Genomic DNA, 25,883 nt, shown 5'->3' on the forward strand with positions numbered 1-25,883 from the left:
CGTCCGAGCCGGTGAGCAGCCGGTGGGAGATCCGCAGGATGATGCCGCCGAACCGGTTGTGGGGCTCCAACGGCGTCGCGTTCGGCCCGGACGGGCGGCTCTACATCGCGCAGTTCCTGGCCGGGCGGATCAGCGCGCTCGACCTCGCCACCGGTGACCTCGAGGACATCACCGGCGCGGACAGCCCGGTCGAGGCCCCGGACGATCTCGCGTTCGGCCCGGACGGCGCCATGTACATCGCCGACCTGGTGCCGGGCCGGGTCTGGCGGCGCACCCCCGCGGGCGACTACGACCTGGTGTCCGATTCGGTACGCGTCCCGAACGGCATCACCTGCGTCGGCGACCGCCTGTTCGTCAACGAGATGCGGATGAACGGGCGGCTGCTGGAGCTGTTTCCCGGCGGCGGCGAGCCCGTGGTGCTCACCGAGGGACTCGCGCTGGGCAACGCGATGCAGCGCGGCCCGGACGGCAATCTGTACTACCCGCACATGGTCACCGGGCAGATCTTCCGGATCTCTCCCGACGGCGGCGACCCGGAACTCGTCGAGGCCGGCGTGAGCGACCCGGTGGCCGTCCGCTTCGATCGCGGCGGTGTGCTGCAGGTGCTGTCGCGGGGCGTGAACGGGGTCGTGACCTGCGTTGATCTGTTCGGCAGCGGTGGGCGTACCGAAAAAGTCAGCAACGTAGCGGGACTGGACAACGCGGCCTTCGACGCGGAGAACCGGATGTTCGTCTCCAGTTTCTCCACCGGCGGCGTGCTGGAGCTGCACCCCGACGGCCGCACCCGCGAGCTCGTGCCGCGCGGCCTGAGCGGCCCCTACGGCATCACCGTCGACCTGCACGGCAAGGTCCACGCCGGCGACCACTACCGGATCGCCAGCCCGCCCGACCCCGCCGACGAGCTGCTCCATTTCGTCCACGGCATCGTCGCGGACGGCGACCTGCTCCACCTGACGTCCCAATACGGCCAGGTCAAGACATACGACCGCGGGTCACGCCAGGTGCGCACGCGGGCTTCCGGCCTCGATCAACCCCTGGGCCTATGTGTACGCGCGGACGGCGCGATTCTCGTCGCCGAAGCCGGAGCGGGCCGCGTGGTGGCGATCTCCCCGGACGACACGGTGACGCCGCTGGTGACCGATCTCGGCCATCCCGTCGACGTGGCCCTGGACGCCTCGGGGCGCCTCTACATCAGCGATTCCGACCGCGGGGTTGTCGTTTCTTCAGGCACGGTTGTCTTCCCGGGGCTGGATTCCCCGCAGGGCATCGCCATCCGTGGTGACGAGCTGTTCGTCGTGGAAGCGGGCACGCGATCGTTGCGCGTGCTCGATCTCGTGACGGGCTCTACGCGTACCGACATCACGGATCTTGCGGTGGGGACGCCGCTCCCCCGCACCGAGCTGTTCACCAACGGCATGCCGGGCGTCCCGCAGCGGTTCGCCGGCCTCGCGGTCGCCCCCGACGGCACCCTCCACCTGGCCAACGACGGCGAAGGCACCATCCTCTCCCTCCTGGAAAAGCCTGATGAGCACCCCTAAAGCCCTCAGCGGCCTGCTGCTCGCGTTGTTCGTCTCGACGCTGAGCAGCACCGTCGTCTCCACCGCACTGCCCCGGATGATCGGCGACCTGCACGGTACGCAGTCCCAGTACACGTGGGTGGTCACCGCGACCCTGCTCGCCGCGACCGCCGCCACCCCGATCTGGGGCAAACTCGCCGACCTGTTCAGCAAGAAGGCCCTCGTCCAGATCGCGATCGCCGCGATGATCCCGCCCCGCGAACGCGGCCGCTACAGCGGATACCTGAGCAGCGTCACCGCGGTCTCCACCATCGGGGGCCCCCTGCTCGGCGGCGTCATCGTCGACACGGCCTGGCTCGGCTGGCGCTGGTGCTTCTTCATCGCCATCCCGTTCGCCATAGCCGCCCTCATCCTGCTGCAGCTCACCCTGCGAATCGCCACGGTCCGCCGCGACAACGTGACAATCGACTACGCGGGCGCCACCCTGATCACCGCAGGCGTCAGCCTCCTGCTCATCTGGATCTCCTTCGTCGACGACGCCTTCGCCTGGCTCTCCTGGCAGACTTTCGCCATGGCCGGCGGCGCCCTCACCCTGCTGCTCCTGGCCGCCTGGGTCGAAACCCGAGCCGCCGAACCCATCGTCCCGCCCCGCATCCTGCGCAGCCGCACCACCGCCCTGGCCATCCTCGGCAGCCTCGCCGCCGGCACCGCCATGTACGGCGCCGCCGTCTTCCTCACCCAGTACTTCCAGCTCAGCCGCGGCCACACCCCCACCCAGGCCGGCCTGCTCACCATCCCGATGATGGCCGGCATCCTCATCGCCTCCATCGTCGCGGGCCGCCTGATCACCCGCACCGGCCACCTCAAACCCTTCGTGGTCACCGGCGCGGTCTCCCTCACCACCGGCTTCGTGCTCCTCGGCCTCATAGATGTGGGTACGCCCATAGCCCTCATCGCCGTAGCAATGGTCCTGGTCGGCGCGGGCGTTGGCATGACCCTGCAAAACTTCGTCCTGGTCGTCCAGAACGTCGTCCCTCTCAGCGACATCGGCGCGGCGAGCTCCACGGTCGCCTTCTTCCGCTCCCTGGGCGGCACGATCGGCGTCGCGGTCCTGGGCGCTGTCCTCGCCCGCCAGGTCGCGTCTTCCACAGCCGCCGGCACCTCCCCCGCCACAGCCTTCGGCGACGCAACCGGCCAGGTCTTCCTGATCTCCGCCGGCGTGGCAACCCTGGGCATCGTCGCGGCGGTCCTGCTAAAACCAGTCACCCTCCGCACCAGCCTCGACGTCCCCCAGGCCGCCCCTACCCTGGATCAGGTGACAATCGGCCCCCGTCGCGAGACCTGACCCCCTCACCCGCGTCCAGGCTTCGACTACGTCAGACGTCCTCGGGCAGACCTGCGACTGCAGGTGCTTCACGGCACGGGCTGGAGCTGGACGAGGACCATCCAGTTGTCGCCATCAACGCGATACGTCGCCCGCACCCGGTACGTGCCCGGAAGCAGATCGACCACCAGATGGTTGTCGGGCTCCAACTCCGCCCCGGGCCAGGCGGAGTCGAACAACACCACCGGCCCGTCCACCACCCAGCGGACATCCTCCCCGGCGTCCCACTCCACGCCCTCACGGACCGCCCGGCGCGCGGCGCTCACCAGATCTGCTTCCTCATACGCCGCCGCCCACCGCAGGAACAACCGCTCCGAAGGGAGGTACGTCGTCAGCGTCGGCTCATCACCCAGGACAAGCGCCTGCTCCTGACCAACAGCAACCAGGCCGAGGTAACCGTCCACCGCACACGCCCGGCCGTAGTCCCCCTCGTCCTCACCGGAATCACCACCTTCCCAGAGAGCCAGCGCTGATCGGGGAACGACAACCAACGGCCCGCCAAGCGACGAAACCCACGTATTGAGCACCATGTCCTCCAGCTGCCTCAGTCGTCCTCTGGCAGGCCCGCGATCGCCCTCAGGTCGCCGACGGACAGGTCGAGCGCCGCCGCCAGCGCGGCCAGGTGATCCGGTCGGCGCGGCACCAGGTAACCCGCCCGCATTTTCGCCACGCTCGACTCCGCGAGGTAGCAGCGACGAGCCATGTCCCTGCGCGAAATCCCCCGCCGGTCCATCAGCGCACTGAAGATCGCCCCGAACGGGTGCGGATCGCTGTCCCGGATCGGTGGCCCGATGACCGTGTCCCCCACCCGCACCTCGAACCGGTCCAGGTGCGGCCCCGCCACCCGCGCGAAGACCGACACCGGCAGCGTCTCCCCCGCCTCCCGACCGAGCACCCCACTGATGGTCACGTGGTGCAGCCACCCGTTGATCTCCCGGTCCTGCACCTCCCGGATCTCAGTGACCCGCCAGGAGCGGTCCCACCAGGCCCATCGCCCCACGCGCTCGTTCAGGAGCGCCACCAGAGTCTCCCGGTAGCCGTCGTCCTTGTTGACCAGTGCGCCAACCTGGGCGGGAGTCAGCTCATCATTCACTCGTAACAGCCTAGGTGTCCTCTGTGCGCCGGCCGATGCCCTGTTCGTGAGCCCACACGCGCAGTTCGGCCTCGGCCTCCCCACGGGGTAGCGGGCCACGTTCGAGACTCAGTTCGCGCAACCGTCGCGTCGCCGCACCGACCAGCGGCCCGGGCGCGATGTCCAGCAACGTCATGATCGCCCGGCCGTCCAGATCCGGGCGAATCTGAGCCAGTGCCCGCTCGACGTCGTGGCGTTGCTCCGCCCGCGCCAGCGCCTCGAGGGAGGGCAGTGTCAGCCCGGCGCGAGCGTGGGCCAGCCAATCGGTCATGTCCCGTTCCATGCCGAAACCGACCTCGTCGAACAGGTCAGGGTTCCACGAGTACGTATGGCCGCTCTGTTTCACCCCGAGCTGGGCCAGGGCGGCGTTGATCGGCCACTGCTCCCGCGGCCCGTCGAATCTGCCGTCGAAGACCGGGCCCCAGGCCAGTGCCCCGTCCCGCCACACAGCGGCGAGTTGCTCCCCCTCGCCGCCGTGAAAACTGGCCTGCACGAACGCGAGCGGGCCATGCACGGACCACCCGGCCAGCGCCCGTTCGAACGCCGGGGGCATCTGCTCGAAAAACGGGCCACCGCGCCAGGAACCGGCCAGCTCCTCGAACAGGGCGTCAGTGACCGGCACCATCGCCAGGCCACCGCGAAGCACCCCGACGACTCCGTGGTTCACGCCGGAGACACGGTCCCGGAGCATCCCCTCGTCGCCGACAACAGCGGCCAGCTGGTACACCCGTCCCCCAGAATCATGGAAAGCCCTTCAAACCCGCGAGCCCGTGCCAGCCATCATGCAGGGCTGATTGCCCGTTCCAGGACGGCGCGGAGGACCTGCACCGAGGCGAGTGCCCGCGGATACGACTCCCCGGCCTCCTCCCACAGCTCGCGCCACTCCGAGTTCTCCTCGACAACCCGGTCCAGGGCTCGCACCGCGATCGCGGGGACGTCATCGGCGACCTTCACGGTGCCGCTCTCCAGAAGGAAGTCCGGCGCGTACGGGGTGTTGATCGCCGTCCCGCCCGGCAGCAGGGAAGCGACGACGGCTGCGGCGACGATGGCCTTCTCCGCATAGCTGCTGTCGAGATACTCGTCGTCGTGCTCGGCGACCCGGACCAGCGCATCACGGATCAGCGCTGGTCGTCGTTCCGGGGCCGCGTCATTCAGGCCACCGCACCAATCCGCGGCGGCATCGTTGTCGAACGGCCCGACATCCCACGTACCCATACTGACTCCCCGCTCGCTGACAGCTCCGGAGTCACCCAGGACGGACATCCACCGGAATCCGGCGAGCTTAGTCGATCTGGCTCCTATCGTGGTCCCGTGGACCGGACAGGGGAACACCACCGGCGCCGCCGGACACGTACGCGTCCGTGAGCATTCTGGATTTTGTCCTGATGCTGCAGGCGGCGAGGGCCATCCTGCTCCGCGAAGGCACAGCCGAGATCGGTTTGTCCGACCGGGGTGACGAGTGGCTGTTTTCTGAGGACGGCGAGTCGGTGAGGCTGCGTACCCGGGGAGCGCTCGGCAAGAGATGGATGAACGGAGCCTGCCCTGCCGAGAGCATTCACCAACTCGTAGACGATCCGCGTTGGCGACCTGATCCCCGGTAGCCGGCACGCGCCCCCTAACATCTCCGCAGCGAAGGAGGGCGAGATGAGCGAGCTCTTGATCCGGGTGATCCCTACGGACCCCGAATGGCAGCCCACCGCCGAGGCAGCTGCCGCCGCTGCGGAGTATGTCGCCGGGCTGTTCGCGGGGCCGGGCGACCATGTCGAGTCGGTGGAGCCGGTGTTCTACGACCGTATCGCGGTGATCGACGGCGGCGAGTACATGGAAGAGGTGTTCTGTCCGCGGTGCGGGGCTTCGATCGGTGTGGACTGGTTCTGGGACCTCCTGCAGGACAGAACCGGCGACGACCCCACCCTCGACGACCTCGCGGTGACCGTCCCCTGCTGCGGAGCCGCCCTCACCCTGCCCGACCTACGCTTCGAAGCCCCCATCGGATTCGCACGCTTCGAAGTCAGCGTCAGGAACTGGGCCCGCGCCCCCTGGGAGCTCAGCGACAACGAACTCACCACAACAGCCGCCGTCCTGGGCCACCCGGTCCTGCAGGTCCACGCCCACTACTGAAAGGCTGACGATGAGGGGCGTCATGCTCTACGGCTGCGAGGTGGATGCCGTCGCGGAGGCCTTGCACAAACTTGATCCCCGGTACGCATCACAGGTGCCGGTCCGCCGCTACCGGGATGGCGCGGAGGTGGACACCGCGCGAGACGCGGCACCCAATGTAGCTTGGCTGGTGGTCGAGCTGTACCGACCCGGAGTCACTGTCGGCCCCGCCCGCGAGCCTTCTCTGGTGCTGAACGTCGCTCTGGTTCCCGCCGCGCTCGCCGCACGCGCGATCGATCAGCCTGATCTCGTGACCTGGTACGAGATCATCAATCCTGTTCAAGTCACCACGGTCGACGGCCGGCCGCCTGCCGATGACTATGGCAATCTCACGATCACAGTGCCGGAAGAGCATCGGACGGTAGCCCACGCGGTCAGGACCGGTGAGCCAGCGCCAGCGTGCCTACCTCACGATGCCGAGCGGGTGTTGCCGTCGCACGATCTGTGGGCGCTGGGCGGTTTGCGCAGGGTCGAGCTTTGCCAGGCCTGCGCCCTTCGACATGGATAGCCGGGCGCCGTTCGGGGCTCTGGTAGGAATGTCGCCATGCCGATCGAGTTCGTGGCGCGGGTGGTCGGGGTCGATGATGAATACTGCCTGGTCGCCGTTGTTGCCGAGCGGGAGGATGGCACCGGCCGGGTCTTGATGCTCCAGGCGGGTCACGAGGCTCCGGACGAGCAGGAGGTGCGGCTGGGCATGGACTCTGCGTCCATCAAGACCCTCCGCGAATCCCTTGGACGCATCCTCACCTACGGCCGCCTGGACGCCCGGCCGGCTGCACTCCGGCGGTAAAGCCCGTCAGCCACTTGCGCCGAGCCGAGTTCAGCAAGCCCTGCACCCTTCAGCAGAGATCACGATGAAGGACCGCCAGGTACTCGGGGTGTTCGCGGTCGCTGACGGGGGCCTCGGCCCTGCCCCACCAGCTGCCGGTCCTCGAGTAGAAGCCTTCCACCCAGTCCATGGTGTCTCCCGGCAATAGATTCAGCGCACGGAGCGGGCCGGGAGCATGTCTTCGTGGGGCAGTGCTGCTGTGGCCTGACGGGCCGCCGTCGCAGGGGCAGCCGCCCAGCGCCGCAAGGTCTCGGTGGCCGCGGCGGCGTCGGCTGGGGCTAGGCGGCTGATGTTCGCGCCGTGGTTCGCGCCGGGAGCGACATACCGGAACGAGTCCCGCCCGCTTGGCGTGAATTGTTCCGCGCTCCAGGGGTCGTTCTGGCCGTAGATGAACAGCATGCGTTCGGAGGTGGTGCGGACCCAGTGGTCGACGTCGAGCATGGGCAGCGGGTTGTGCAGCGATCGGAGCGACGCCGGGAGGGTGGAGTTCGGGGCGTAGAGGCCGGGGTAGTGGCGCAGGCCGCGGAGGTGGGCGAAGCGGAGGTCGGGCCAGCCGAGTTGGGTGGCGGCCTGGTAGTAGTACGGGGTGTAGTAGTCGAGGCCCTGGTCGGTGTAGAAGCTCCAGCCGGCGACCGAGTCGATCCAGGCGTACAGGTCAGCGTCGGTTGCCGTGGTTGCGGGGACGGCGGGGCAGTCCGCTGCCGAGCTGTATTGCCAGTAGGCCCAGACCGTGTCGAGGACGGTGAGTTCGAAGGAGCGGTCCGCGGTGCCGAGGGTGCGGGTGAAGGTCCAGCCGTTGGCTGCCGCATCGGCTTGGAGCAGGGGGACCAGGCGGTCGCGGCGGCGCAATGCTTCTTTTTGTACGCCGTTCAGCGCGGCCCGGCAGTCCGCCGGCCCCACGGTCGCGAAGAAGCGGTCGTACGCGCTGTCGAGGGGGTTGATCGCGTCGTTCGGGGCGACGTACGCGACCACGCCGTCGATATCCGCTGGGTAGAAGCGGCGGTGGTAGACCGAGGTCATGCCGCCCTTGCTGGCGCCGGTCTGGATCCAGCGCCCGCTGTAGATGCCCTTGAGCGCCTGGACGATCCGGTGTTCGTCGGTGGCTTCCTGCCAGATCGTCAGGTCGGACCAGTCGGCGTTACCGGGGCGGGACGGCGTGAAGAAGCGGTGCTCGACCGATACCTGGTTGGCGTCGAGGAGCGTGGTGGGTTCGGTGCGGCCGGGCTGGGGGTTGGCGCTCAGCCCGTACCCTCCGGTGGCGAGAACGACCGGGGCGGTGCTGGAGCGGTGCAGCAGGGTGAGGCGCTGCTCGAAGGTGCCCTGTGCCGGGTGGCGGTGGTCGCTGGGCTGGCGGTACGTCATCACGAAGAACCGGTAGCCCTGGGGTGCGCTCCGGGACACGACGGTCAGCCCGGGAATGGCCTCCAGCCGCTCCAGCAGGTCGTCGGCGGCAGCAGCCGGGACAGCCGGGGTGAGCAGGGCGAGCACGGACAGCAGGACCACCAGATATCGACGTCGCACGATGGCAAGCTATCCGAGGCGACCGGGCCTCCACAAGGACACCATGGCGACATTTCCGGTGGTCCACGGCGGGGCGCATACCTGGCTCGCCTGACGACAGCTGTTAACTTTACTGGCAGTTTTGCCGGAGATCCGCATTCGATATTGTTCGCCTTCGATGAGGCGACAATTGCGGGACCTGCTGCCCTGGCTCGTGATATTCGCCGCGGTGGGGGCGCTCTCCACGCTGCTGGCGATAACCGCCGTCCAGCAGATGGCCTGGAAACGCGGCCCGGTGATCGAGGTCCTGCCGATCCCTCTCGCGCCGTTCATCCCGATCCCACCCCCCAGTGCGACCCCTACAGGTACGCCGGCCAGGGCCCCCGCTCCCCCACCGCGCACCTCGTCGCCGCCACCGTCACGCTCGCCGTCGCGAGTTCCGGCGCCGACGCAAAAGCCCACGATGAAGCCCACGGTCAAGCCCACCGTCACGGGCGAGTACCACCTCGTGGATGCGTACGACGACGCGTACATAGGTGAGGTTCTGGTCTCGAATGCCGGCGCCGGGGCGTCGGGCTGGACCGTCGTGCTGACCTTCCCGGCCGGCACGGGTGCGCTGCGGACCTCATGGGTGGAGTCGGCGCCGCAGGCGAACCTGACGGTCAGCGGCGAGACCTACACCTGGCGCTCGGGGGTGCCGGTGGAACCCGGAGCCGCGGTCTCGCTGCGTTTCCACATCGCCCGCGAAGGCGCGTCGACCCGCCCGCGCACGTGCGCCGTGAACGGCACCGCCTGCGCTCACTGACCGATGATCCGGATGACGGGGCCGAGGAACAGCGCCAGCAGAACAAGACCCGCCCCACCGAGGAGCAGCACCCGCAGTCCGTGGAGCAGCGCGGGACGGAAACGATCGTCAGTCACGGCCGACACTGTAGGAACCGCCCGCCAGTCCCTCAGGCCAGCTGGGTCCGCAGGAACGCGACCATCCGGTCCCGGGCCGCGGCGGCCGGGTTGCCGTCCTTGACCTCGCCGGTCAGCACCGAGTGGGCGCTCTTCGAGAAACCGCCCGGGTTGCCGGGTGACGAGTCCAGCTCGATGACCTCGAACGCGTCCCCGAGCTGCGCCCGCAGCGTTGCGAAACGTTCCGCCGGGGAGGCCCGGTCCTCGCTGAACCGCAGGCCCAGCACGCAGAGGCCGTCGCCGGTCGTCCGGGCCTTCACCTGGGCGAGCTCGCCGGCGGACAGCCCGGGGTCGGCGCGGCGGGTGGCGCTGATCGGGAACGGCGCGGACGGCTGGCTCAGCACCGGGGCCCGCACCGCGTCGTCCACGGCCGCCGCGAGGGCGAAACCGCCGGTGAAACACATCCCGATCACACCGACGCCCCGGCCCGGGGTGCGGGCCGCGAGCTCACGGCTCACACTCCGCAGGTACGCGGTGACGGGTCGCGCCGCGTCCACGGCGAACGCCCGGAACTCCGCCGAGACGCACACCCGGGCGACGGCACCGAGGACGTACCCGCCGGTGGCCGCGCGTCCCGGCGTACCGAACAGCGACGGGATGACGACCGTGAAGCCGGCCGCTGCGAGGTGGTCGCCGAGGGCGTACACCTCGGGGGTGATGCCCGGCAGCTCCGGGATCAGCACCACACCCGGGCCGGAGCCCTTCTCGTAGCAGTCGTGCGTGATCCCCGCCCCGGTGCGCGAGGTGCGCCGCCAATCGCTCATGACCTGATCGTGTCACGGCGGTGGCGCCTTTCGTGTCACGGCGGTGGTATGAGCAAAGCGGGTCATTGACATAGATAAACGCCGATGTAAAGGTTCGGGCAGGTAGATCAGCGCTCTCGGAAGGGACCACCTGTGCGCGTACGGAAAATGATTGCGCTCGGAGCCGCCGCCATCGCCGCTGCCGGCGGCATCCTCGTCGGGCCCGCCCCGGCGCAGGCCGCCGTGAAGGCGGCACCGGCAGTGCAGGCTGTGACCCTGGCCTCGACCATCGCCCTGAGCAACTGCTCCGCGTCCCTGGTGCGTTACCCGAGCTCGGTCAGCACCGACCGGGCCATGATGCTCACCAACGGGCACTGCTACGAGGGCGGCTTCCTCTCCGCCGGCCAGGTCCTGCAGAACCGCACGAGCACCCGCACCGGCACGCTGCTGAGCAGCACCGGCGCCTCCCTCGGCCGGGTCCGCGCCGACCGCGTCCTCTACGCGACGATGACCGGCACCGACGTCACCCTCTACCGGCTGACGTCGACGTACGCCGCCCTGACCAGCTCGTACGGCGTGACCGCGCTGACGATCTCGGGCAGCCACCCGGTCTCCGGCACCACGATGGCCATCCCGTCGAGCTACTGGAAGGAAATCTGGAACTGCTCGATCAACGGCTTCGTCGGCGAACTCCGCGAGGACGAGTGGACCTGGCACGACTCGATCCGCTACAGCACCGGCTGCGACACGATCCCCGGCACCTCCGGCTCCCCGATCGTCGACACCACCACGGGCCAGGTCGTCGGCATCAACAACACGGGCAACGAGAGCGGCGAGATGTGCACGCTCGACAACCCGTGCGAGGTCGCCGCGGACGGCACCACCACCGTCATCGAGGGGCAGAGCTACGGCCAGGAGACCTACTGGTTCACCACGTGCCTGACCTCGGCCCGCGTCATCGACCTCACCATCAGCGGCTGCCTGCTCACCAAGCCCTGACCTGCCAGAACGAGCCCCGCCCCCACTGGGGGCGGGGCTCGCCCGCCCAGCCAACTCAGTTGTGTGCAATTAAGTTGTGTACAACTTAATTGTGCACAACACAACTGCGCGTGATGCGGTCGGGCACGATCGATGAATCGTGATCAGCTGGGCAGGACGCGGGCGATCTTGATCGTGGTGCTGGTGCCGCCGGCGGCGGCGTAGGCGGCGCTGCCGTCCGGGAAGGCCTTGAAGGCCTGGTAGTCGTGGTCCTTGGCGGCGATGGTGAACTTGCTGCCGACCGCCTTGCCGGACCCGGCGTCATAGACCTGGGCGGCCATGGAGCTGCCGGAACCCCAGACCATCAACATCCGCTTGCTTCCGTACGCGACCAGGTGTGGATGGGCCGTCGCCGCGCCCGTCCTCACCGTGGTATCGGACCTGCCGGTCGTGAAATGCTCGAGCCTGGCCGTGCCGCCCTGACTCCACGCCGTCCAGTAGCCACTCTTCGACGACAGCACGAGGTCCCCGCCGAACAGGGTCCCGTCGCAGGTGCCCGCGGCGACCGTCCGGTACGGGTTCGGCCGGGCGATGCGGCAGTCGTTGTCGGTCGCGCAGACCGTGACAAAATGACCGGTACGCGGGTCCCACACGATCCGCGACGTCCACGCGTGACTACAGCCGACCTCGAAGGCGTCCTTGTTGCTCGTCACGAGGTTCCCGCTCGCGCTGACGACCTGCATCCGGTCACCCTCGTGAATGTCGACGCAGCTGCCGTTCTTCACGGTGATGGCGACGCCGAAGTACGCCGCGTAGTTCTTGCCGTCGGTGGCGAGCCGGCCGTGGTGCTGGTACCACCAGACGAACCGGGCGCCGTCGTCGTACCCCGTACGGCTGCTGCTCAGGTTGGTGACCTGACGCTCCCACACCTGCCTGCCCGAGTCGTCGAAGCGGATCATGTGCATGGTGTTGCACGGGCTGGACGCGCCCCCGCACAGCGGCCCGGAGCCGCAGCTCCCGGCGCGGGTGAGCAGAATGACCCCGCCCTTGCTGTCGGCCTGCACGTCCTGCAGATCGATCCCGGTGAAGCTCGTGGGCCTGCCGACCAGCTTGTCGTCGCAGTCCAGCTTGCCCAGGTAGACCCGCTTGTCGGTGCCGAGCCACGCGAGCCACGACCCACCTGCGGGCCGCGCGGCGATCGCCATCGGCAGCGCCTCGGTGTCACCCTGCCCGCCGTAGCCGGTGACCTTCACCCCGAGCTTCACCTCGGTCACCTTCGCCTTGGGCGTCGCACCGACCGGCCGCGTGCACCCGCCGCCGGCCTTCGCTGCCGCCGCGGACGGGCTTGCCGACGCCGACGGCGGCCCGGACGCCGACGCTTGCGATGCGACCGGCGCCGACGGCGCTGCTCCCGCTGCCAGCGCCTGGCCGTTGGTCGCGCCGGGAGCCTCGGCGGCGCCCTGAGAGGCGGTGGCCGAGGTCAGCTCCGCGGACTCGGTCCCGGGCCCCGCGACGAAGTACGCCCCCGCGGCCACGACGACGACGGCCAGACCCGCGCCGATGCCCACGATGAGCCGGCGCCGGCCCGGAGAAGTGACCGCACGGTGATTTCTTGGATTCGGTGGGTGCTCGCTCATATCCATTTCCGCCACGGCTTAATTCATTCTTAAGAATTGCGCGTACGCGCAATCGCGGCGCAGACTTTACCGGTTAATCTCCACCGTGGAAATCGGGGTTGCAAACAGATTCCCGCGGTACGCACACCCGCCGTCGCCAGCCACGCGAGCTCGTCGGCGAGCAGCTCGTTCGCCATCGTCGGCGCGGTCGGCGCGGTCGGGGCGGTCGGCGCGGCCAGACCACCCGCGGGCGCCGCGGCCCGCCTGGAGTCGGGCAGCTGCAGGAGCCGCACACCGAAGATGTTGTCATCAGCCTCGATCCAACGGCGTTCGTAGCCGCGGCGGAACTTGTACTGCAGCAGCAACGTGGGATCTCCGCGTAACCTCGGCCGCCGCATCAAAGTAGAGAACCCGTGCGGCCGGGATCGTCGTCGTGGGCCGCGACCCGGCAGGTGGATCGAGCACATACCCCGCCGAGTACCACCGCGCCGACAACTTTGCCGGCCGGCGCTCGGCTCCGCGGGCGATCAGAATCGAAAGTCACGCCGCACATTGTGCGCAACGCCCGGCAGGCGCAATGCCGAGGGACAATAGGCTGATGAGCCCGGACGACGACGGCACCGTGACGGCGGACGGCCGATACGTGAGCGTGTCCGGCAGCAGGCGGCAAGCCGCTGACCCGTCCGTCCCGGACTCCCTGCGCAAGGAACTGGTGAATGAGCTGACCACAGCTCGCTCGCTCGCCCGCGACACTCCGGACGCGGCCCGGACGCGGGTCGAGGACGCCGAGGTGGCCTTGGGCGAACGAGGCGACCCCTGGTGGGAACCGACGCCCGATGGTCAACGTGTGCGCCTGGCCGCGACGATGCGCGCACTGTTACGGCACCGCCGGCCTGAGGCCACTATCTGCCCCAGCGATGCCGCGCGGGTCGCCGGTGGCGAGTCGTGGCGCGAGCTGATGGACCCAGCGCGGGAAGTCGCCGCCGAACTCTCGCGGCAGGGAGTCATCGCCGTCCGGCAGCACGGCGCCGACGTCGACGTGGCTGCCGCGGTCGGGCCGATCCGCCTCGCGCGCGGCCCCGGTTGGTGAGGTCGCGCGGGCACGGGTCTACGGCTGCGGGTGGTGGGCCAGGAGGCCGTCGATGATGACGCCGAGTTTCCAGGCGGCGGAGGTGTTGCTCGTGCGGCCGGCGGTGGTCATCGCGGGTCGCAGGGCGTGGATGGTCGGGTGGGTGGCGGCCGGCAGTTCGCCGTAGACGGCGTCGAGTTCGGACCGGGCGGCCCGGGACATTGCCTCCTCGGTGGCCTCGGCGGCGCCCTCCGCCTTCGTCACGGCTCGCTGGTCGCGCAGCCGGGCGGCGAGTTCCAGGGCGGACGAGGTCACGTACTGGTCCAGCAGATCCGCTGCCCACGGGCATGCGGCGTCGTCGATGCCGCCGGCGCGTAGCAGTGTCAGTGTCTCCTCCAGGATGCGCAGGGTCTGCGGGCCGGTCGGCACCCGGGTGATCGCGACGAGGGCGATGTCGTCATGGCCGCCCAGGGTTGCGATGAGCCGGCTGACGAGCAGCTCGAGCCGGGCCCGCCAGTCGCCGTCGGCCGGGCCGGGCAGCTCCACCGCGGCCAGCGCCAGGTCGTAGACCCCGGCCATCAACTCGTCGCGGTCGGCGACGTAGACGTAGAGCGATGCCGGGCCGGTGTCCAGGGCCTGCGCGACGCGGCGCATGGTCACCGCGGCGTAGCCGACCTCGTCGACGAGGGCCAGTGCGGCGGCGAGGACGGCCTGGCGGCTCAGTGGTGCTTTGGCGGGGCGGGTGCGCGGGTTGTCCCGGACGTGGCTGGTGCTGTCGGTCACCTCCACAGCCTACCGGGTTGACAAACAACGTTCGCAACGAACATTGTTCGTCGCGAACAACGTTCGCCCGATATGAAGTCGGGCTTGAGGTCGGGCTCGAAGTCGGGCTTGGGATCGGGCTTGGAGGGGTGATGGGGAGACGCTGGTGGGTGCTCGCCGTGGTGCTGGCGGGTGCTGTGATGGATCTGCTCGACTCGACCGTGATGTCCGTCGCCGGGCCTTCGGTGCGGGCCGGGCTGGGCGGGACGGAGGCCACGCTGCAGTGGCTGACCGCGGGATACACGCTCGCGTTCGGGGTGTTCCTGGTGATCGGCGGGCGGCTGGGCGACCGATGGGGACGCCGCCGGCTCTTCCTCATCGGCGCTGCCGGTTTCACGCTGGCCTCGGTGGCCTGCGCCGCCGCCTCGTCACCGGAGATGCTCGTAGCGGCGCGGGTGGCGCAGGGCGGGCTCGGGGCGCTGATGATTCCGCAGGGCTTCGGGGTGCTGACCGCCGTGTTCTCCGGCGCCCGGGACCGCGGCCGGGCATTTTCGCTGTTCGGGCCGGTCAACGCGCTGGCCGGGATCGGCGGGCCGATCCTCGCCGGTGCGCTGATCGCCGCGGATCTGGGCGGGCTCGGGTGGCGGCTGATCTTCCTGATCAACGTGCCGCTGGGTGCCTTCGCGATCCTCGGGGCGCTGGCCTGGATGCCGGACGACCGTGGTGACCGTGCGGTGCGGCTGGATCCGATCGGCGTGGTGCTGGTCGCGGCCGGGTCCGCGGCGCTGGTCCTGCCGTTGATCCAGGGCAGGGAGGCGGGCTGGCCGTGGTGGACCTTCGCGACGATGGCAGCCGCGGTGCCGGCGTTCGTCGTGCTGGGCCGCCGGCAGCGGACGAGCCCCTCCCCCGTTCTCGCGCCGGCACTGCTGCGCAAGCGGCCGTTCGTGGCGGGTCTTTCCGTGGCCGCGGTGCTGTTCGCCGGGGTCGGCGGGCTGATGCTCGTCCTGTCGCTCTTCCTGCAGCTGGGCCTGCGTTACTCGCCGCTGCACACCGGTCTCGCGCTCACCCCGGTCGCCCTCGGCATCGCGGTCGCCTCACTGCTCGCCCCGGCACTGCACACCCGCCTCGGCCGCGCCTTGCTCCACATCGGACTCGGCATCGAACTGCTCGGCATCCTCGGTCTCGGCGCCACGGCGGCAACCGGCGTGCTCGGCAACACAGCGGCAACCGGCGGGCTCAGCGCCACGGCAGGGATGGTGATGTTCGCCGGTGCGGGCCTGGTCAGTGGGTTCGGACTGGGCCTGCTGTTCGGGCCGCTGATTCAGACCACCCTCGGCGTGGCCGCACCGGACGAGGTGGGCAGCGCCTCGGGGGCCCTCAATGCCGTCCAGCAGATCGCGACCGCGCTCGGTGTCGCCGTACTGGGCACGGTCTTCCTCGCCGGCGACTCCCCGGCCGCCGCGCTGCTCACCGGCACGCTGATCGTCGCCGTCTCCTGCGCACTCTGCGCGCTACTGGTCCGGGCCCTGCCCACCACTAAAAGCACTGAAGGGAAATCAGCATGAGCATCGATGTCGTTGTCCTCGGAGCCGCGGGCCGCACGGGTCGCCTGATCGTCGCGGAGGCCCTGCGCAGCGGTCACCGCGTCACCGCCGCGGTCCGCAATCCCGCCAGCGTCCCGCGCGCGCCCGGCCTGCGGGTGGAGCAGGCCGATGTCCGCGACGCGGGCAGCCTGCGTACGGTGATCCAGGGGCACGACGCCGTGGTCTGCGCGATCGGCGCTCCCGGCAGCAGGGCCGGCAACCTCTACTCCGACGGCGCCCGGGCCATCGTCACGGCGATGCGGGCGACCGGCGTGGGGCGGCTGCTGGCCATCACGTCGGTCGGTGTCCGGCACGACGACCCGCACCACTCCTGGTGGTACCGGGGGCTGATCCGGCCACTGGGCCGGGACCTCTACGCCGACATGGCCCGCATGGAGGACATCGTGCGCGACAGCGACCTCGACTGGACCTTCGTGCGCCCGACCTACCTGCAGGACCGCGAACCCACCGGCGCCTATCGGGCCACGGACAACAGCACGCCCGAGGGCGGCTGGCGCATCACGCGTACCGATGTCGCCCGTTTCATCGTCGATGAGCTCGATGCCCACCGCTGGAGCCGTAAGGCACCGAGCCTGGCCGAATGAACAATGACGAAGCCGGGAGAGCTATGAGGCGAGCTGGGTGCGGAGCTTGGCGAGGGACTTGGTGATGAGGCGGGAGACGTGCATCTGGGAGATGCCGATCTGGTCGGCGATCTCGGTCTGGGTGAGGTTGCCGTAGAAGCGCATGGTGAGGATCCGCTGCTCGCGGGGGTCCAGGCTGGCCATGGCGGGGCCGAGGGCGACGCGCAGCTCGGTGAGTTCGAAGCCGGCGTCCTCGCTGCCCAGGGTGTCGCTGAGCTCCTGGCTGCCCTCGTTGACCGGGGTGGACAGGCTGGTGGCGCTGTAGGCGCGGCCGCCTTCGAGGCCCTCGAGGACCTCTTCCTCGGTGATGTTCAGGTAGGTGGCGATGTCGCCGACGGTGGGGAGCCGGCCCATCGACTGGGTGAGGGCGTTGTTGGCGCCGCTGATCGCGAGCCGGAGCTCCTGCAGGCGGCGCGGGACGCGGATGGCCCAGGTGCGGTCGCGGAAGTGGCGCTTGATCTCGCCGACGATGGTCGGGATCGCGAAGCCGGCGAACTCGACGCCGCGGTCGGCCTCGTAGCGGTCGACCGATTTGATCAGCCCGACGACGGCGACCTGGACCAGGTCGTCGAGGGGCTCGCCGCGGTTGGCGTAACGGCGGGCCAGGTGCCGCGCCATCGGCAGCCACGCCTCGATGCACCGGTCCCGCAGGTTTTCCCGCGCGGGGTCGTCGGGGCTCATCGCGGCGAGGGCGGCGGTGAGCTCGCTGGCGACCTCGGTGGTGGTGACGGTCGTCATGGCGACTCCTAGGATCCGCCGCCCCGCGGCCGGGGCGGCACCGAAAATGTATGCCCTATGGCAAACATTTGCGCTAACCCTAGCCGATGGGTCCTCAGGCACCAACCGAAAGGATGACAGGCCCCAGGTCAAGCCCGTGATGCCCGAGGACCCACCGCCGTCAGGATCCCGGGGTCAGGACCATGCGGTAGCGGGCCTCGCCGGAGAGCATCCGGTCGTAGGCCGCTGCCACCTCGGCCAGGGGACGGGTCTCGGTGATGGCACGTACGCCCGTCAGCGCGGCGAAGTTCAACGTCTCCTCGACGTCGCGGGCGGTCCCGGACGGGTGGCCGTGCACGGATCGGCTGGTCGAGATGAGCTGGAACGGGCTGACCTGGATCGGGGCCGGGTCGGCACCCACCACGACGAGCTGGCCGTTGTGCCGCAGGCCGTCGATCGTGGCGCTCATGGCTTCGGAGCTGCCCGCCGTGGCGAGCACGACCTTGGCCCCGCCGAGGTCCTGGAGCCGCTTCGCCACGTCGCCGGCGGTGCTGTCGATGTAGTGATGTGCGCCCAGTTCAAGAGCGGTGGCGGCCTTCTCGTCGCCGCGAGCGATCGCCACGGTCTCGAAGCCGAGTTTGGCCGCGAACTGCACGCCGAGGTGGCCGAGCCCGCCGAGGCCGAGGACCGCGACGAGGTCGCCGGGGCCGGCCGGGCTGCGGCGCAGTGCGTTGAACGTCGCGACCCCCGCGCAGCCCATCGGGGCGGCTTCGACGGCGGTCAGCGCGTCCGGGATCCGGGCGAGCGCGGTGGCCGGGACGACCACGGCTTCGGCGTAGCCGCCCGGGTAGGCCCAGCCGGGGACCTGGACACTCGCGCAGTGGATGAAGTCGCCCTCGCGGCAGGCGGGGCAGACGCCGCAGTTGCCGCCGAACCAGCCGACCGCGACACGCTGCCCCGGGGACCAGTGGTCGACGCCGTCGCCGACGGCGTCGATGCGTCCGGCGATCTCGTGCCCGGTGACCAGGGGGAACGGCACGTTCGGGAACGCGGCGCCGATGAAGGCCGCGTCGGAACGGCAGACGCCGCAGGCTTCGACGGCCACCCGGACCTGACCGTGGCCCGGTCCGGGCAACTCCTGCTCGACGATGCGGAACGGGCCGCCGGGCTCGGTCACCTGGGCAGAACGGAACGTGCTCATGGCGTACCTCAAAGGGTTGGAGGAAAAGCGACTCCTCCATCACAGCGCCCACGACCCCCGTGCGGGACGCTCAACCAGGCACAGCCCTGCCCAGGAAAGCCGGTCCCAGTCAGAGTTTCCCGTGGCCGGCGCCCACGGCGACAAGAAGTGGCACCAGGGCGGCCGGGTCGACGCCGGTGCGCAGGACGGGGGTCCAGCCGGCGTCGGGGGTGAAGTCGGGGTCGTAGGCGGCGTTGTGCGCGGCGACGAGGTCCACCGGCTGGGCCGGGTGGCTGCCGAAGCGGACGAGGGTGCCGAGTGCGCTGATCCGCGTACCCTTCCAATCTTTGAGAATGTCGGCCGGGGCGACGTCAAAGCTGAGCTGGAAGACGTTGTTCTCGGCGTAGATCGACGATTCGACCCCGACACCCAGTGAGTACGAGTAGTCCTCGTCGGTCGCGATGTAGCTGTTGTCGTAGACGTCGACCTGCCCGAACCGTACGCGCGGAGCCCGCTGCAGCACGTTGGCGAACCGGTTGTGGTGCACCGTGACCCGCAGCTTGCCGACGTCCACGCCCGGGGTGTCGGTCGAGCCGATCAGCATCGTCTTGTCGTGGTCGTAGTAGTTGTTCCACGAGACGGTGACCAGGTCGGAGCCGCGGATGATGTCGCTGGCGCCGTCGTGCACCTGGTACGGGCGGCCGAAGTAGAGCGGCTGGTCCGCGTCGTGGTTGTTGCCGTCGCTGAACGTGTTGTGATCGATCCACACGTTGGTGGCCGCGCTGAGCGAGACCAGGTCGTAGAGGGAATTCCAGTTGCCGGTCGCGCCGTCGGTGGGGTCCCAGGCCGGGAAGCAGTCCGCGGCGTCGGTGATCTCGAGGTTGCGCACGATCACATTGCTGACGCCGGTGAGGGTGACGCTGCCGTGCTCGATCCGGGCGCCGTTGACGCCGATCAGGGTGGTGTTGCTGCCGACGGGGATGCGGATCTGCGCGCCCTGCAGCCGGGTGGAGGCCACGCGCGCGTCCTCGAGAGGGCCCGTGGGTTTGGTCGTTCTGCCCCAGACGGCGGGGTCGTACGCGGCGAGGAAGGCGTCGAGGTCGTAGCCGGGGGCCGCGTAGTCCGCGCAGGTAGTCCCGGCGGTCAGGTCGATGCGGGCGGCGACCTTCACGATCTTCGGGACAGCGCTGCCGTTGTCGAGGGCGGCGAGGAGCTCGGCCCGGGTGCGTACGACGAACACGTGCGCGTCGTCGGCCGCCGAGCCGCCCGTGGTCCCGGCTCCGGCCGCAGCCCAGCCATCATTCGAGGGCAGCGTGTCGCGGTCATGGGAGGCCGGGGTGATGGGGGCCAGGGCTGTGGTGACGGCGAGGAGGGCCGCGAGGAAGGGCATGGCGAACTCCGGAAGCTCTGCGGGGTAAGCGCTTACCCGGTCACGCTCACATGGCCATAGGCACCAGTCAATGCATTCGGATGTGCAGGAAATTTGCGGTCGGCACGCGTCCTTGACACGCCGGTAACGCGGGGGCAATTATTCAGGAACTTCGATGTCCATGTTAACGCAAACATCTGGAGTTCGGATGAAGCTCCGCGCCGCCCTCACCACCCTGCTCACCGTCGCCGCCCTGACCGTCGTCACGCCCGCCCCGGCGCAGGCCGCGACGAACGGCTTCCGCGGGGTGAACTGGGCCGATGCCCGGGACAACTACGTGGACGGCTGGGTCATCCCGACCGGGCTGACCGCGTCCGACAGCTACGCGACGGTGCGCAGCAAGGCCGACGGGATCGTCGCCGGGTTCCAGGCGCAGCTCGGCGCGAACACGCTGCGGCTGCCGATCAACCCGCAGAGCGTCAACTCGAGCTGGTGGGCGGCGTACAAGGGGGCTGTCGACTCGGCGTTGGCGCACGGGATGAAGGTGATCCTGGGCTACTGGGAGGCCACCAAGGACGGCTACGTCGACGACACGGCGGGGTGGAACACCATGTGGGACACGGTGACCAGCGACTACGCGGGCAACGCGAACGTCTACTTCGAGCCGATGAACGAGCCGTTCGGATACACGCTGTCCGCGTGGGTGTCGCTGTGCTCGACGTGGCTGGCCCGGCACAGCACCATCCCCCGCGGGCGGGTCCTGATCAGCGGCACGGGCTACAACGACAACGTCACCGGGGTCGGCGCGGCGAGCGCGCTCAGCGGCACCCTGCTGTCGCTGCACTTCTACGGCTTCTGGAACACCTACACCACGCGGGCTCAGTGGACGGCTGATCTCACCCCCAGGATCGGCTCGTACGCGTCCCGCACGGTGATCGACGAGGCCGGCGCACCGATGACCACGGGGCTGACGTACACGAACGGCGCCACCCAGGACGGCAACGTGTTCACGTCGTACTTCGCCGCCCTCACCGACCTGACCCGCGCCAAACAGATGGGGGTCGTCTACTGGCCGGGGCTGCGCTCGGGTGACACGTACTCGATCACCCGGCAGAGCGGCACCGGCCTGGCCGTCAACAACGCGTCCGGCGTGGCGCAGCTGCGCTGGGGCTGGGGTCTCTGATGCTGCATCTTCTGATGGCGATCATGCTGGCCGCGGCACCGGCCGTCACACCGATCTCCACGACGACGCTGACCACGAACGGGCGCACGGCGCTCACCTACACCGGGTACATGAACGGGGAGTCGTTCCAGCAGGACGGGATCGTCACGGCGAACGGCTGGCAGTACTCGGCGTACTGGGACCAGGACGGTTATGTCAACGTCGCCCGGCGCCAGTTGCCGTCAGGCGCGTGGCAGAACCTGCGGCTGACCGACTACGTGACCACGTCGACCGACTCGCACAACACGATCAGCATCGGGATCAGCGCACGTGACGGCAGCCTGCACCTCGCGTTCGACATGCACTCCAGCGTGCTGCGCTACCGCCGGTCGGTGGCAGGCCTGACGACGTCGCCGGGCACCGCGGCGTGGTCCGCGTCGAGTTTCGGCGCGGTCACCAGCACCCTGGCCGGCTCGACGCTGAACCAGGTCACCTACCCCCAGTTCATCAGCGTCCCGGACGGCACCCTCCAGCTCGCCATCCGCACCGGTCTCAGCGGCTCAGGAGACGAAGTTCTCTATGAGTACGCGGGGAGCACGTGGACCTACGTCGGAAAGTTCATCGACGGCACCACGGCGGGCAACAACGCGTACCTGTTCGGCATCGAGTACGACTCCACGAGCCTGCTCCACGCCACGTGGACCGTGCGGGAGACGTCCGACGCGAGCACGAACCATGACCTCTACTACGCGTACAGCAAGGACAAGGGCCGCACCTGGCGCAACAACGACGGCTCGGTCGTGGCGGCCACCGGGACCACTCCCCTGGTCTCCGACAACGCCGGGCTGCGGACGTGGAGCGTCGCTCAGAACCGGGGCCTGATGAACCAGGAGTCGCAGGTCGTCGACAAGGCGGGCATCGTGCACGTGCTCGCCTCGCACCTGCCGGCCGCCGCCGCGAGCAACACGGACTTCACCGCGGCCCGCGAGAGCGCCGTGCTCGTGCACTACTGGCGCGACAAGGCGTCCAAGGCATGGCACCAGGACTACACGCCGTTCCTGGAACGCTCGGCGCGCGGGGACATCGCCGTCGACGCGAACGACAACCTCTACGTCGCGAGCGGGGACTCGTCGACGAAGAAACTGCACATCGAGACGGCGTCGAAGGCGTCCGGGTGGAGCGACTGGACCATCCGCTACACGTCGAGCCCGATCTACTATTCCGATCCCCTGATCGACCACGAACGGCTGCGCACTCTCGGCGTACTGAGCATCTTCGCCCCCCGGTACGGCGGCAGCCAGATCGACGTCCAGGACTGGAAGATCTAGAAGGTGGTACGCATGGACCGCAGGACTGTGCTCGCGGGGACCGGGGCCGCCGTCGTCGCCGCGAAGGTGCCGCTCGGCTCGGAGCCACTGATCAGCCCGTCCCCGCTGGACAAGCCCGGGGAGCTCGCGCTCTGGTACGACGCGCCGGGCACGGAGTGGGAGAGCCAGGCGTTGCCGATCGGCAACGGGATTCTCGGCGCCTCGATCCTCGGCGGTGTCGCGAGCGACGAGATCCTGATCAACGAGAAGACGCTGTGGACCGGCGGGCCCGGTTCGGCCGGCTATGACTTCGGCAATTGGCGTACGCCCAGACCTGGTGCTGTGGCTCGGGTACAGCAGGCGATCGACGAGCGGGTACGGGTGTCGCCGGAGGAGGTTGCCGCGGAGCTCGGTCAGGCGCGGAACGCGTACGGCAGCTATCAGGCCCTGGGCACGCTCACCCTGACCACCGCGGAGACCGCGACCGCCGGCTCGTATCGCCGCGAGCTCGACCTCGAGCGGGCGGTGGCTCGCGTGCAGTACACCGCGGACGGGGTGCGGCACACGCGGGAGTACTTCGTCAGCCACCCGGACCGGGTTGTTGTCGTGCGGCTCAGCGGCGGGAGTGTCTCGTTCACCGCGGCGTTCGGCGTCCCGGAAGGGCGGACGGCGCGGACAACCGCTGCGGACGGGCGGATCACGGTTGCCGTGGCGCTCGACGACAACGCGCTGCGTTACGAGGTGCAGCTGCGGATCGTCACCACGGGCGGCCGGCGGACGGACAACGCCGACGGCTCGGTCACGGTGAGCGGGGCTTCGGCGGCGACGATCGTGCTCGCCGCCGGGACCGATTACGCCGACCGCTATCCGGATTACCGGGGCACGGATCCGCATGGAAAAGTGACCGCGATCGTTGATCGGGCGGCGCTGCGGGCGTACCCACCATTGCTGGAAACGCACGTGCGGGACCATGGGTCGCTTTTCGGCCGGGTGCGGCTGGACCTGGGGCGGGCCCTGCCGCAGGTGCCGACGGATGTCGCACTCGCGCAATATCAGCCGGGTGACGCATTGGAAGGGCTCTTCTTCCAGTACGGCCGGTACCTGCTGATCGCCTCCTCCCGGACCGGGTCGCCGTTGCCCGCCAATCTGCAGGGCATCTGGAATCCGTACCCGTCGGCGCCGTGGTCCGCTGATTACCACGTCAACATCAACCTGCAGATGAACTACTGGCCCGCCGGGCCTGCGAACCTTGTCGAGACCGTCGCACCCCTGGTGGAGTTCATCGACGCGCTGCGCCGCCCGGGCCGCGTCACCGCCCGGGAGATGTTCGGTGCGAGCGGCTGGGTCGTGCACAACGAGACCAATCCGTTCGGATTCACCGGGGTCCACGACTGGCCCACCGCGTTCTGGTTCCCGGAGGCCGCGGCGTGGCTCGCGTGGCATCTCTACGACCATTACCGGTTCACCCTGGACGAGTCTTTTCTCCGCGAGCGCGCCTTTCCGGTGATGCGCGAGGTCACCCGGTTCTGGCTCGACGAACTGCACGTCGATCCGCGCGATTCCACGCTGGTGGTGTCCCCCAGCTATTCACCCGAGCACGGGGATTTCTCCGCCGGGGCGTCGATGTCGCAGCAGATCGTCCGCGACCTTCTCACCAGTACCCTCGAGGCCGCGGACCTGCTCGGCGACCGGCAACTCAGCGGCCAGGTGAAGGCCGCGCTGCGCCGCCTCGACCCGGGCACCCGGGTCGGGTCATGGGGTCAGCTACAGGAGTGGAAGGGCGACTGGGACGACCCCGCCGACGACCACCGGCACGTGTCCCACCTGTTCGGGCTGCACCCGGGCCGCCAGATCACCCCGGCCGGCACCCCCGGCCTGGCCGCGGCCGCGGAGACGTCGCTGCGGGCGCGTGGCGACGGCGGGACCGGCTGGAGCAAGGCCTGGAAGATCAACTTCTGGGCCCGGCTGTTCGACGGCGACCACGCCCACCTCATGCTCAGCGAGCAGCTGCGCACCAGCACCCTGCGCAACCTCTGGGACACCCACCCGCCCTTCCAGATCGACGGCAACTTCGGCGCCACCGCCGGCATCACCGAGATGCTGCTCCAGAGCCACACCGGCTCCGTCGACGTGCTGCCCGCGTTGCCGTCCGCCTGGCCGCAGGGCCGGGTCACCGGGCTGCGCGCCCGCGGCGACCTGACCGTCGGCATCACCTGGTCCGGCGGGCAGGCCCGGGCGATCGCCATCACGGCGGGTCACCCCGGTGCGGTCACCGTCCGCAGCACCCTGTTCGCGGCACCACACGAGGTGAACGGCCTCCGTCACCCTGCGCACGCCGGCGGGTCGTGCACGTTCACCGCACGGGCAGGGGGGCGGTACGAGATCTCAGCGTGACGCGCTCTGCTGATGCACACCGGGGCCCAGCACATGCAGAAGTGCCAGGGCATCGGCGTCGCGGGAACCCTTCGGCGCGGTGTAGAGCACGAGATTCTGGTCGCGGTCGGTCAGCGTGAGCGAATCGCAGTCCACCGTGACCGGGCCGACCTCGGGATGCTGGAACGTCTTCGTGAGCATCGGCGCCACCTGCACGTCACGCCGCTCCCACAGCCGGGCGAAGTCGGCGCTGCCCGCGCGGAGATCCTCGATGAGCCCCGTGATCTCCGGGTCGTCCGGGTAACGGGCCAGCGAGGCCCGCAGATTCACGGCGACGTGCTGACGGAACTCGGGTGACCGCGAGGCCCCGTACAGGCTGCTGCCGGATCTCGGCCCGAGAAATGCCCGACGGGCAAGGTTGCGGCCGGCCGGATCGAGCGCGGCGAAGTCCTCCATGAGCGCCGAGGCGAGATCGTTCCACGCGAGCACCTCGAACGCCGCCGACACCACGAACCCGGCGGTCCCCGGCAACCGGTCCAGCAACGCGAGAATGCTCGGCCGCACGTCCCGCCGGTGCCGGGCGGGCCCCGACCGGAGCGTCCCCGCCAGCACATGCAGGTGCCCGGTCTCCGCGTCGGTGAGCTGCAGCGCCCGCGCGATCCCGGCGAGCACCTCCCCCGACGGCCGCGGCGCCCGGCCCTGCTCGAGCCGCACGTAATACTCGGTCGAGATGTGCGCCAGGACCGCGACCTCCTCGCGGCGCAGCCCCGGGGTCCGGCGCCGCGGCCCGGACGGCAGCCCCACGTCCTGCGGCATCAGCCGCGCGCGACGGTTCCGCAGAAACAACCCCAGCTCGTGCTTGTCCACGGCCCCAGTATGCGCGGCACCACCCGCGGCA

27 protein-coding genes are annotated in these 25,883 nt (G+C 69.7%); 13 read left to right on the plus strand and 14 right to left on the minus strand.

Annotated features, from left to right (window positions below):
- Positions 1 to 11 precede the first annotated feature (11 nt).
- Together Ahu01nite_RS38520 and Ahu01nite_RS38525 are read left to right on the plus strand one after the other, a co-directional pair.
- Positions 12 to 1,538, plus strand: a complete 1,527-nt coding sequence (locus Ahu01nite_RS38520) for a Vgb family protein (protein WP_203841679.1) — start codon at positions 12 to 14, stop codon at positions 1,536 to 1,538.
- Positions 1,525 to 2,862: an MFS transporter gene (locus tag Ahu01nite_RS38525; RefSeq protein ID WP_203841680.1), complete on the plus strand. Its 1,338-nt coding sequence runs from the start codon at positions 1,525 to 1,527 to the stop codon at positions 2,860 to 2,862. Before Ahu01nite_RS38520 ends, Ahu01nite_RS38525 begins: the two co-directional genes overlap by 14 nt.
- Positions 2,863 to 2,930: 68 nt before the next feature.
- Here the strand turns inward: Ahu01nite_RS38525 and Ahu01nite_RS38530 are convergent, their stop codons facing one another.
- The 4 genes from Ahu01nite_RS38530 to Ahu01nite_RS38545 are packed head-to-tail and all read right to left on the minus strand — an operon-like array spanning position 2,931 to position 5,248.
- Positions 2,931 to 3,431 (minus strand): immunity 21 family protein, encoded by a 501-nt coding sequence (locus Ahu01nite_RS38530; RefSeq protein WP_203841681.1) that lies wholly within the window; start codon positions 3,429 to 3,431, stop codon positions 2,931 to 2,933.
- A gap of 14 nt (positions 3,432 to 3,445) precedes the next feature.
- Positions 3,446 to 3,994 carry a helix-turn-helix domain-containing protein gene (locus Ahu01nite_RS38535; RefSeq protein WP_203841682.1) on the minus strand — a complete coding sequence of 183 codons (549 nt, stop codon included), beginning with the start codon at positions 3,992 to 3,994 and terminating at the stop codon, positions 3,446 to 3,448.
- Between the two features lie 10 nt (positions 3,995 to 4,004).
- On the minus strand, positions 4,005 to 4,760 hold the full coding sequence (locus Ahu01nite_RS52070) for a hypothetical protein (protein WP_203841683.1): 756 nt from the start codon (positions 4,758 to 4,760) through the stop codon (positions 4,005 to 4,007).
- 53 nt (positions 4,761 to 4,813) lie between these two features.
- Positions 4,814 to 5,248: a DUF4259 domain-containing protein gene (locus Ahu01nite_RS38545; RefSeq protein ID WP_203841684.1), complete on the minus strand. Its 435-nt coding sequence runs from the start codon at positions 5,246 to 5,248 to the stop codon at positions 4,814 to 4,816.
- 429 nt (positions 5,249 to 5,677) lie between these two features.
- Between Ahu01nite_RS38545 and Ahu01nite_RS38550 the strand changes: the two genes are divergently transcribed.
- Genes Ahu01nite_RS38550 through Ahu01nite_RS38560 form a run of 3 tightly spaced genes read left to right on the plus strand, consistent with a single transcriptional unit; the run spans position 5,678 to position 6,983 of the window.
- Positions 5,678 to 6,154 carry a hypothetical protein gene (locus Ahu01nite_RS38550; protein ID WP_203841685.1) on the plus strand — a complete coding sequence of 159 codons (477 nt, stop codon included), beginning with the start codon at positions 5,678 to 5,680 and terminating at the stop codon, positions 6,152 to 6,154.
- A gap of 22 nt (positions 6,155 to 6,176) precedes the next feature.
- Positions 6,177 to 6,701, plus strand: a complete 525-nt coding sequence (locus tag Ahu01nite_RS38555; protein ID WP_203841686.1) for a hypothetical protein — start codon at positions 6,177 to 6,179, stop codon at positions 6,699 to 6,701.
- Positions 6,702 to 6,737: 36 nt separating this feature from the next.
- Positions 6,738 to 6,983, plus strand: coding sequence for an Imm10 family immunity protein (locus Ahu01nite_RS38560; RefSeq protein ID WP_203841687.1), 246 nt, complete (start codon positions 6,738 to 6,740; stop codon positions 6,981 to 6,983).
- Positions 6,984 to 7,172: 189 nt separating this feature from the next.
- Here Ahu01nite_RS38560 and Ahu01nite_RS38565 read toward each other — a convergent pair whose 3' ends face one another.
- Positions 7,173 to 8,543 (minus strand): S28 family serine protease, encoded by a 1,371-nt coding sequence (locus tag Ahu01nite_RS38565; protein WP_203841688.1) that lies wholly within the window; start codon positions 8,541 to 8,543, stop codon positions 7,173 to 7,175.
- 157 nt (positions 8,544 to 8,700) lie between these two features.
- Here Ahu01nite_RS38565 and Ahu01nite_RS38570 point away from each other — a divergent pair, with 157 nt between their 5' ends.
- Positions 8,701 to 9,327, plus strand: coding sequence for a cellulose binding domain-containing protein (locus Ahu01nite_RS38570; protein ID WP_203841689.1), 627 nt, complete (start codon positions 8,701 to 8,703; stop codon positions 9,325 to 9,327).
- Here Ahu01nite_RS38570 and Ahu01nite_RS51520 read toward each other — a convergent pair.
- Positions 9,321 to 9,443, minus strand: a complete 123-nt coding sequence (locus Ahu01nite_RS51520; RefSeq protein ID WP_275411811.1) for a hypothetical protein — start codon at positions 9,441 to 9,443, stop codon at positions 9,321 to 9,323. The genes Ahu01nite_RS38570 and Ahu01nite_RS51520 overlap by 7 nt on opposite strands.
- A 32-nt stretch (positions 9,444 to 9,475) precedes the next feature.
- On the minus strand, positions 9,476 to 10,246 hold the full coding sequence (locus Ahu01nite_RS38575) for a dienelactone hydrolase family protein (RefSeq protein WP_203841690.1): 771 nt from the start codon (positions 10,244 to 10,246) through the stop codon (positions 9,476 to 9,478).
- A gap of 132 nt (positions 10,247 to 10,378) precedes the next feature.
- Between Ahu01nite_RS38575 and Ahu01nite_RS38580 the strand changes: the two genes are divergently transcribed.
- Positions 10,379 to 11,224 carry a S1 family peptidase gene (locus tag Ahu01nite_RS38580; RefSeq protein ID WP_203841691.1) on the plus strand — a complete coding sequence of 282 codons (846 nt, stop codon included), beginning with the start codon at positions 10,379 to 10,381 and terminating at the stop codon, positions 11,222 to 11,224.
- 143 nt (positions 11,225 to 11,367) lie between these two features.
- Here Ahu01nite_RS38580 and Ahu01nite_RS38585 read toward each other — a convergent pair whose 3' ends face one another.
- A complete protein-coding gene (locus tag Ahu01nite_RS38585) occupies positions 11,368 to 12,840 on the minus strand; it encodes a hypothetical protein (protein ID WP_239159484.1) in 1,473 nt (490 codons plus the stop codon).
- 29 nt (positions 12,841 to 12,869) lie between these two features.
- On the minus strand, positions 12,870 to 13,217 hold the full coding sequence (locus Ahu01nite_RS38590; RefSeq protein ID WP_203841692.1) for a hypothetical protein: 348 nt from the start codon (positions 13,215 to 13,217) through the stop codon (positions 12,870 to 12,872).
- A 200-nt stretch (positions 13,218 to 13,417) separates the two neighbouring features.
- Between Ahu01nite_RS38590 and Ahu01nite_RS50870 the strand changes: the two genes are divergently transcribed.
- Positions 13,418 to 13,909: a DUF3253 domain-containing protein gene (locus tag Ahu01nite_RS50870; protein WP_239159485.1), complete on the plus strand. Its 492-nt coding sequence runs from the start codon at positions 13,418 to 13,420 to the stop codon at positions 13,907 to 13,909.
- An 18-nt stretch (positions 13,910 to 13,927) separates the two neighbouring features.
- On the opposite strand, the gene Ahu01nite_RS38600 is transcribed toward Ahu01nite_RS50870, so the two are convergent.
- A complete protein-coding gene (locus Ahu01nite_RS38600; RefSeq protein ID WP_203841693.1) occupies positions 13,928 to 14,671 on the minus strand; it encodes a TetR/AcrR family transcriptional regulator in 744 nt (247 codons plus the stop codon).
- A gap of 131 nt (positions 14,672 to 14,802) precedes the next feature.
- Here Ahu01nite_RS38600 and Ahu01nite_RS38605 point away from each other — a divergent pair, with 131 nt between their 5' ends.
- Positions 14,803 to 16,215, plus strand: coding sequence for an MFS transporter (locus Ahu01nite_RS38605; protein WP_203841694.1), 1,413 nt, complete (start codon positions 14,803 to 14,805; stop codon positions 16,213 to 16,215).
- Positions 16,212 to 16,838, plus strand: coding sequence for an NAD(P)-dependent oxidoreductase (locus tag Ahu01nite_RS38610; RefSeq protein ID WP_203841695.1), 627 nt, complete (start codon positions 16,212 to 16,214; stop codon positions 16,836 to 16,838). The genes Ahu01nite_RS38605 and Ahu01nite_RS38610 overlap by 4 nt, the downstream gene beginning before the upstream one ends.
- 21 nt (positions 16,839 to 16,859) lie before the next feature.
- On the opposite strand, the gene Ahu01nite_RS38615 is transcribed toward Ahu01nite_RS38610, so the two are convergent.
- The 3 genes from Ahu01nite_RS38615 to Ahu01nite_RS38625 form a co-directional block, all read right to left on the minus strand.
- Positions 16,860 to 17,615: a SigB/SigF/SigG family RNA polymerase sigma factor gene (locus tag Ahu01nite_RS38615; RefSeq protein ID WP_203841696.1), complete on the minus strand. Its 756-nt coding sequence runs from the start codon at positions 17,613 to 17,615 to the stop codon at positions 16,860 to 16,862.
- 160 nt (positions 17,616 to 17,775) lie between these two features.
- Positions 17,776 to 18,795 carry an alcohol dehydrogenase gene (locus tag Ahu01nite_RS38620; protein WP_203841697.1) on the minus strand — a complete coding sequence of 340 codons (1,020 nt, stop codon included), beginning with the start codon at positions 18,793 to 18,795 and terminating at the stop codon, positions 17,776 to 17,778.
- Between the two features lie 109 nt (positions 18,796 to 18,904).
- Entirely contained in the window at positions 18,905 to 20,164 is a 1,260-nt protein-coding gene (locus Ahu01nite_RS38625; RefSeq protein ID WP_203841698.1) for a pectate lyase family protein, read from the minus strand.
- Positions 20,165 to 20,351: 187 nt separating this feature from the next.
- Here Ahu01nite_RS38625 and Ahu01nite_RS38630 point away from each other — a divergent pair, with 187 nt between their 5' ends.
- From Ahu01nite_RS38630 to Ahu01nite_RS38640, 3 genes are read left to right on the plus strand one after another with little or no spacing between them, the layout of a single operon-like run.
- Positions 20,352 to 21,326, plus strand: coding sequence for a cellulase family glycosylhydrolase (locus Ahu01nite_RS38630; RefSeq protein ID WP_203841699.1), 975 nt, complete (start codon positions 20,352 to 20,354; stop codon positions 21,324 to 21,326).
- Positions 21,326 to 22,633: a BNR repeat-containing protein gene (locus Ahu01nite_RS38635; RefSeq protein ID WP_203841700.1), complete on the plus strand. Its 1,308-nt coding sequence runs from the start codon at positions 21,326 to 21,328 to the stop codon at positions 22,631 to 22,633. Before Ahu01nite_RS38630 ends, Ahu01nite_RS38635 begins: the two co-directional genes overlap by 1 nt.
- Before the next feature lie 12 nt (positions 22,634 to 22,645).
- A complete protein-coding gene (locus Ahu01nite_RS38640) occupies positions 22,646 to 25,006 on the plus strand; it encodes a glycoside hydrolase family 95 protein (protein WP_203841701.1) in 2,361 nt (786 codons plus the stop codon).
- Here the strand turns inward: Ahu01nite_RS38640 and Ahu01nite_RS38645 are convergent.
- Positions 24,998 to 25,852 carry a helix-turn-helix transcriptional regulator gene (locus Ahu01nite_RS38645; protein ID WP_203841702.1) on the minus strand — a complete coding sequence of 285 codons (855 nt, stop codon included), beginning with the start codon at positions 25,850 to 25,852 and terminating at the stop codon, positions 24,998 to 25,000. The genes Ahu01nite_RS38640 and Ahu01nite_RS38645 overlap by 9 nt on opposite strands.
- Between the last annotated feature and the right edge of the window lie 31 nt (positions 25,853 to 25,883).

This window comes from Winogradskya humida, assembly GCF_016862215.1.
Classification (GTDB): Bacteria; Actinomycetota; Actinomycetes; order Mycobacteriales; family Micromonosporaceae; genus Actinoplanes; species Actinoplanes humidus.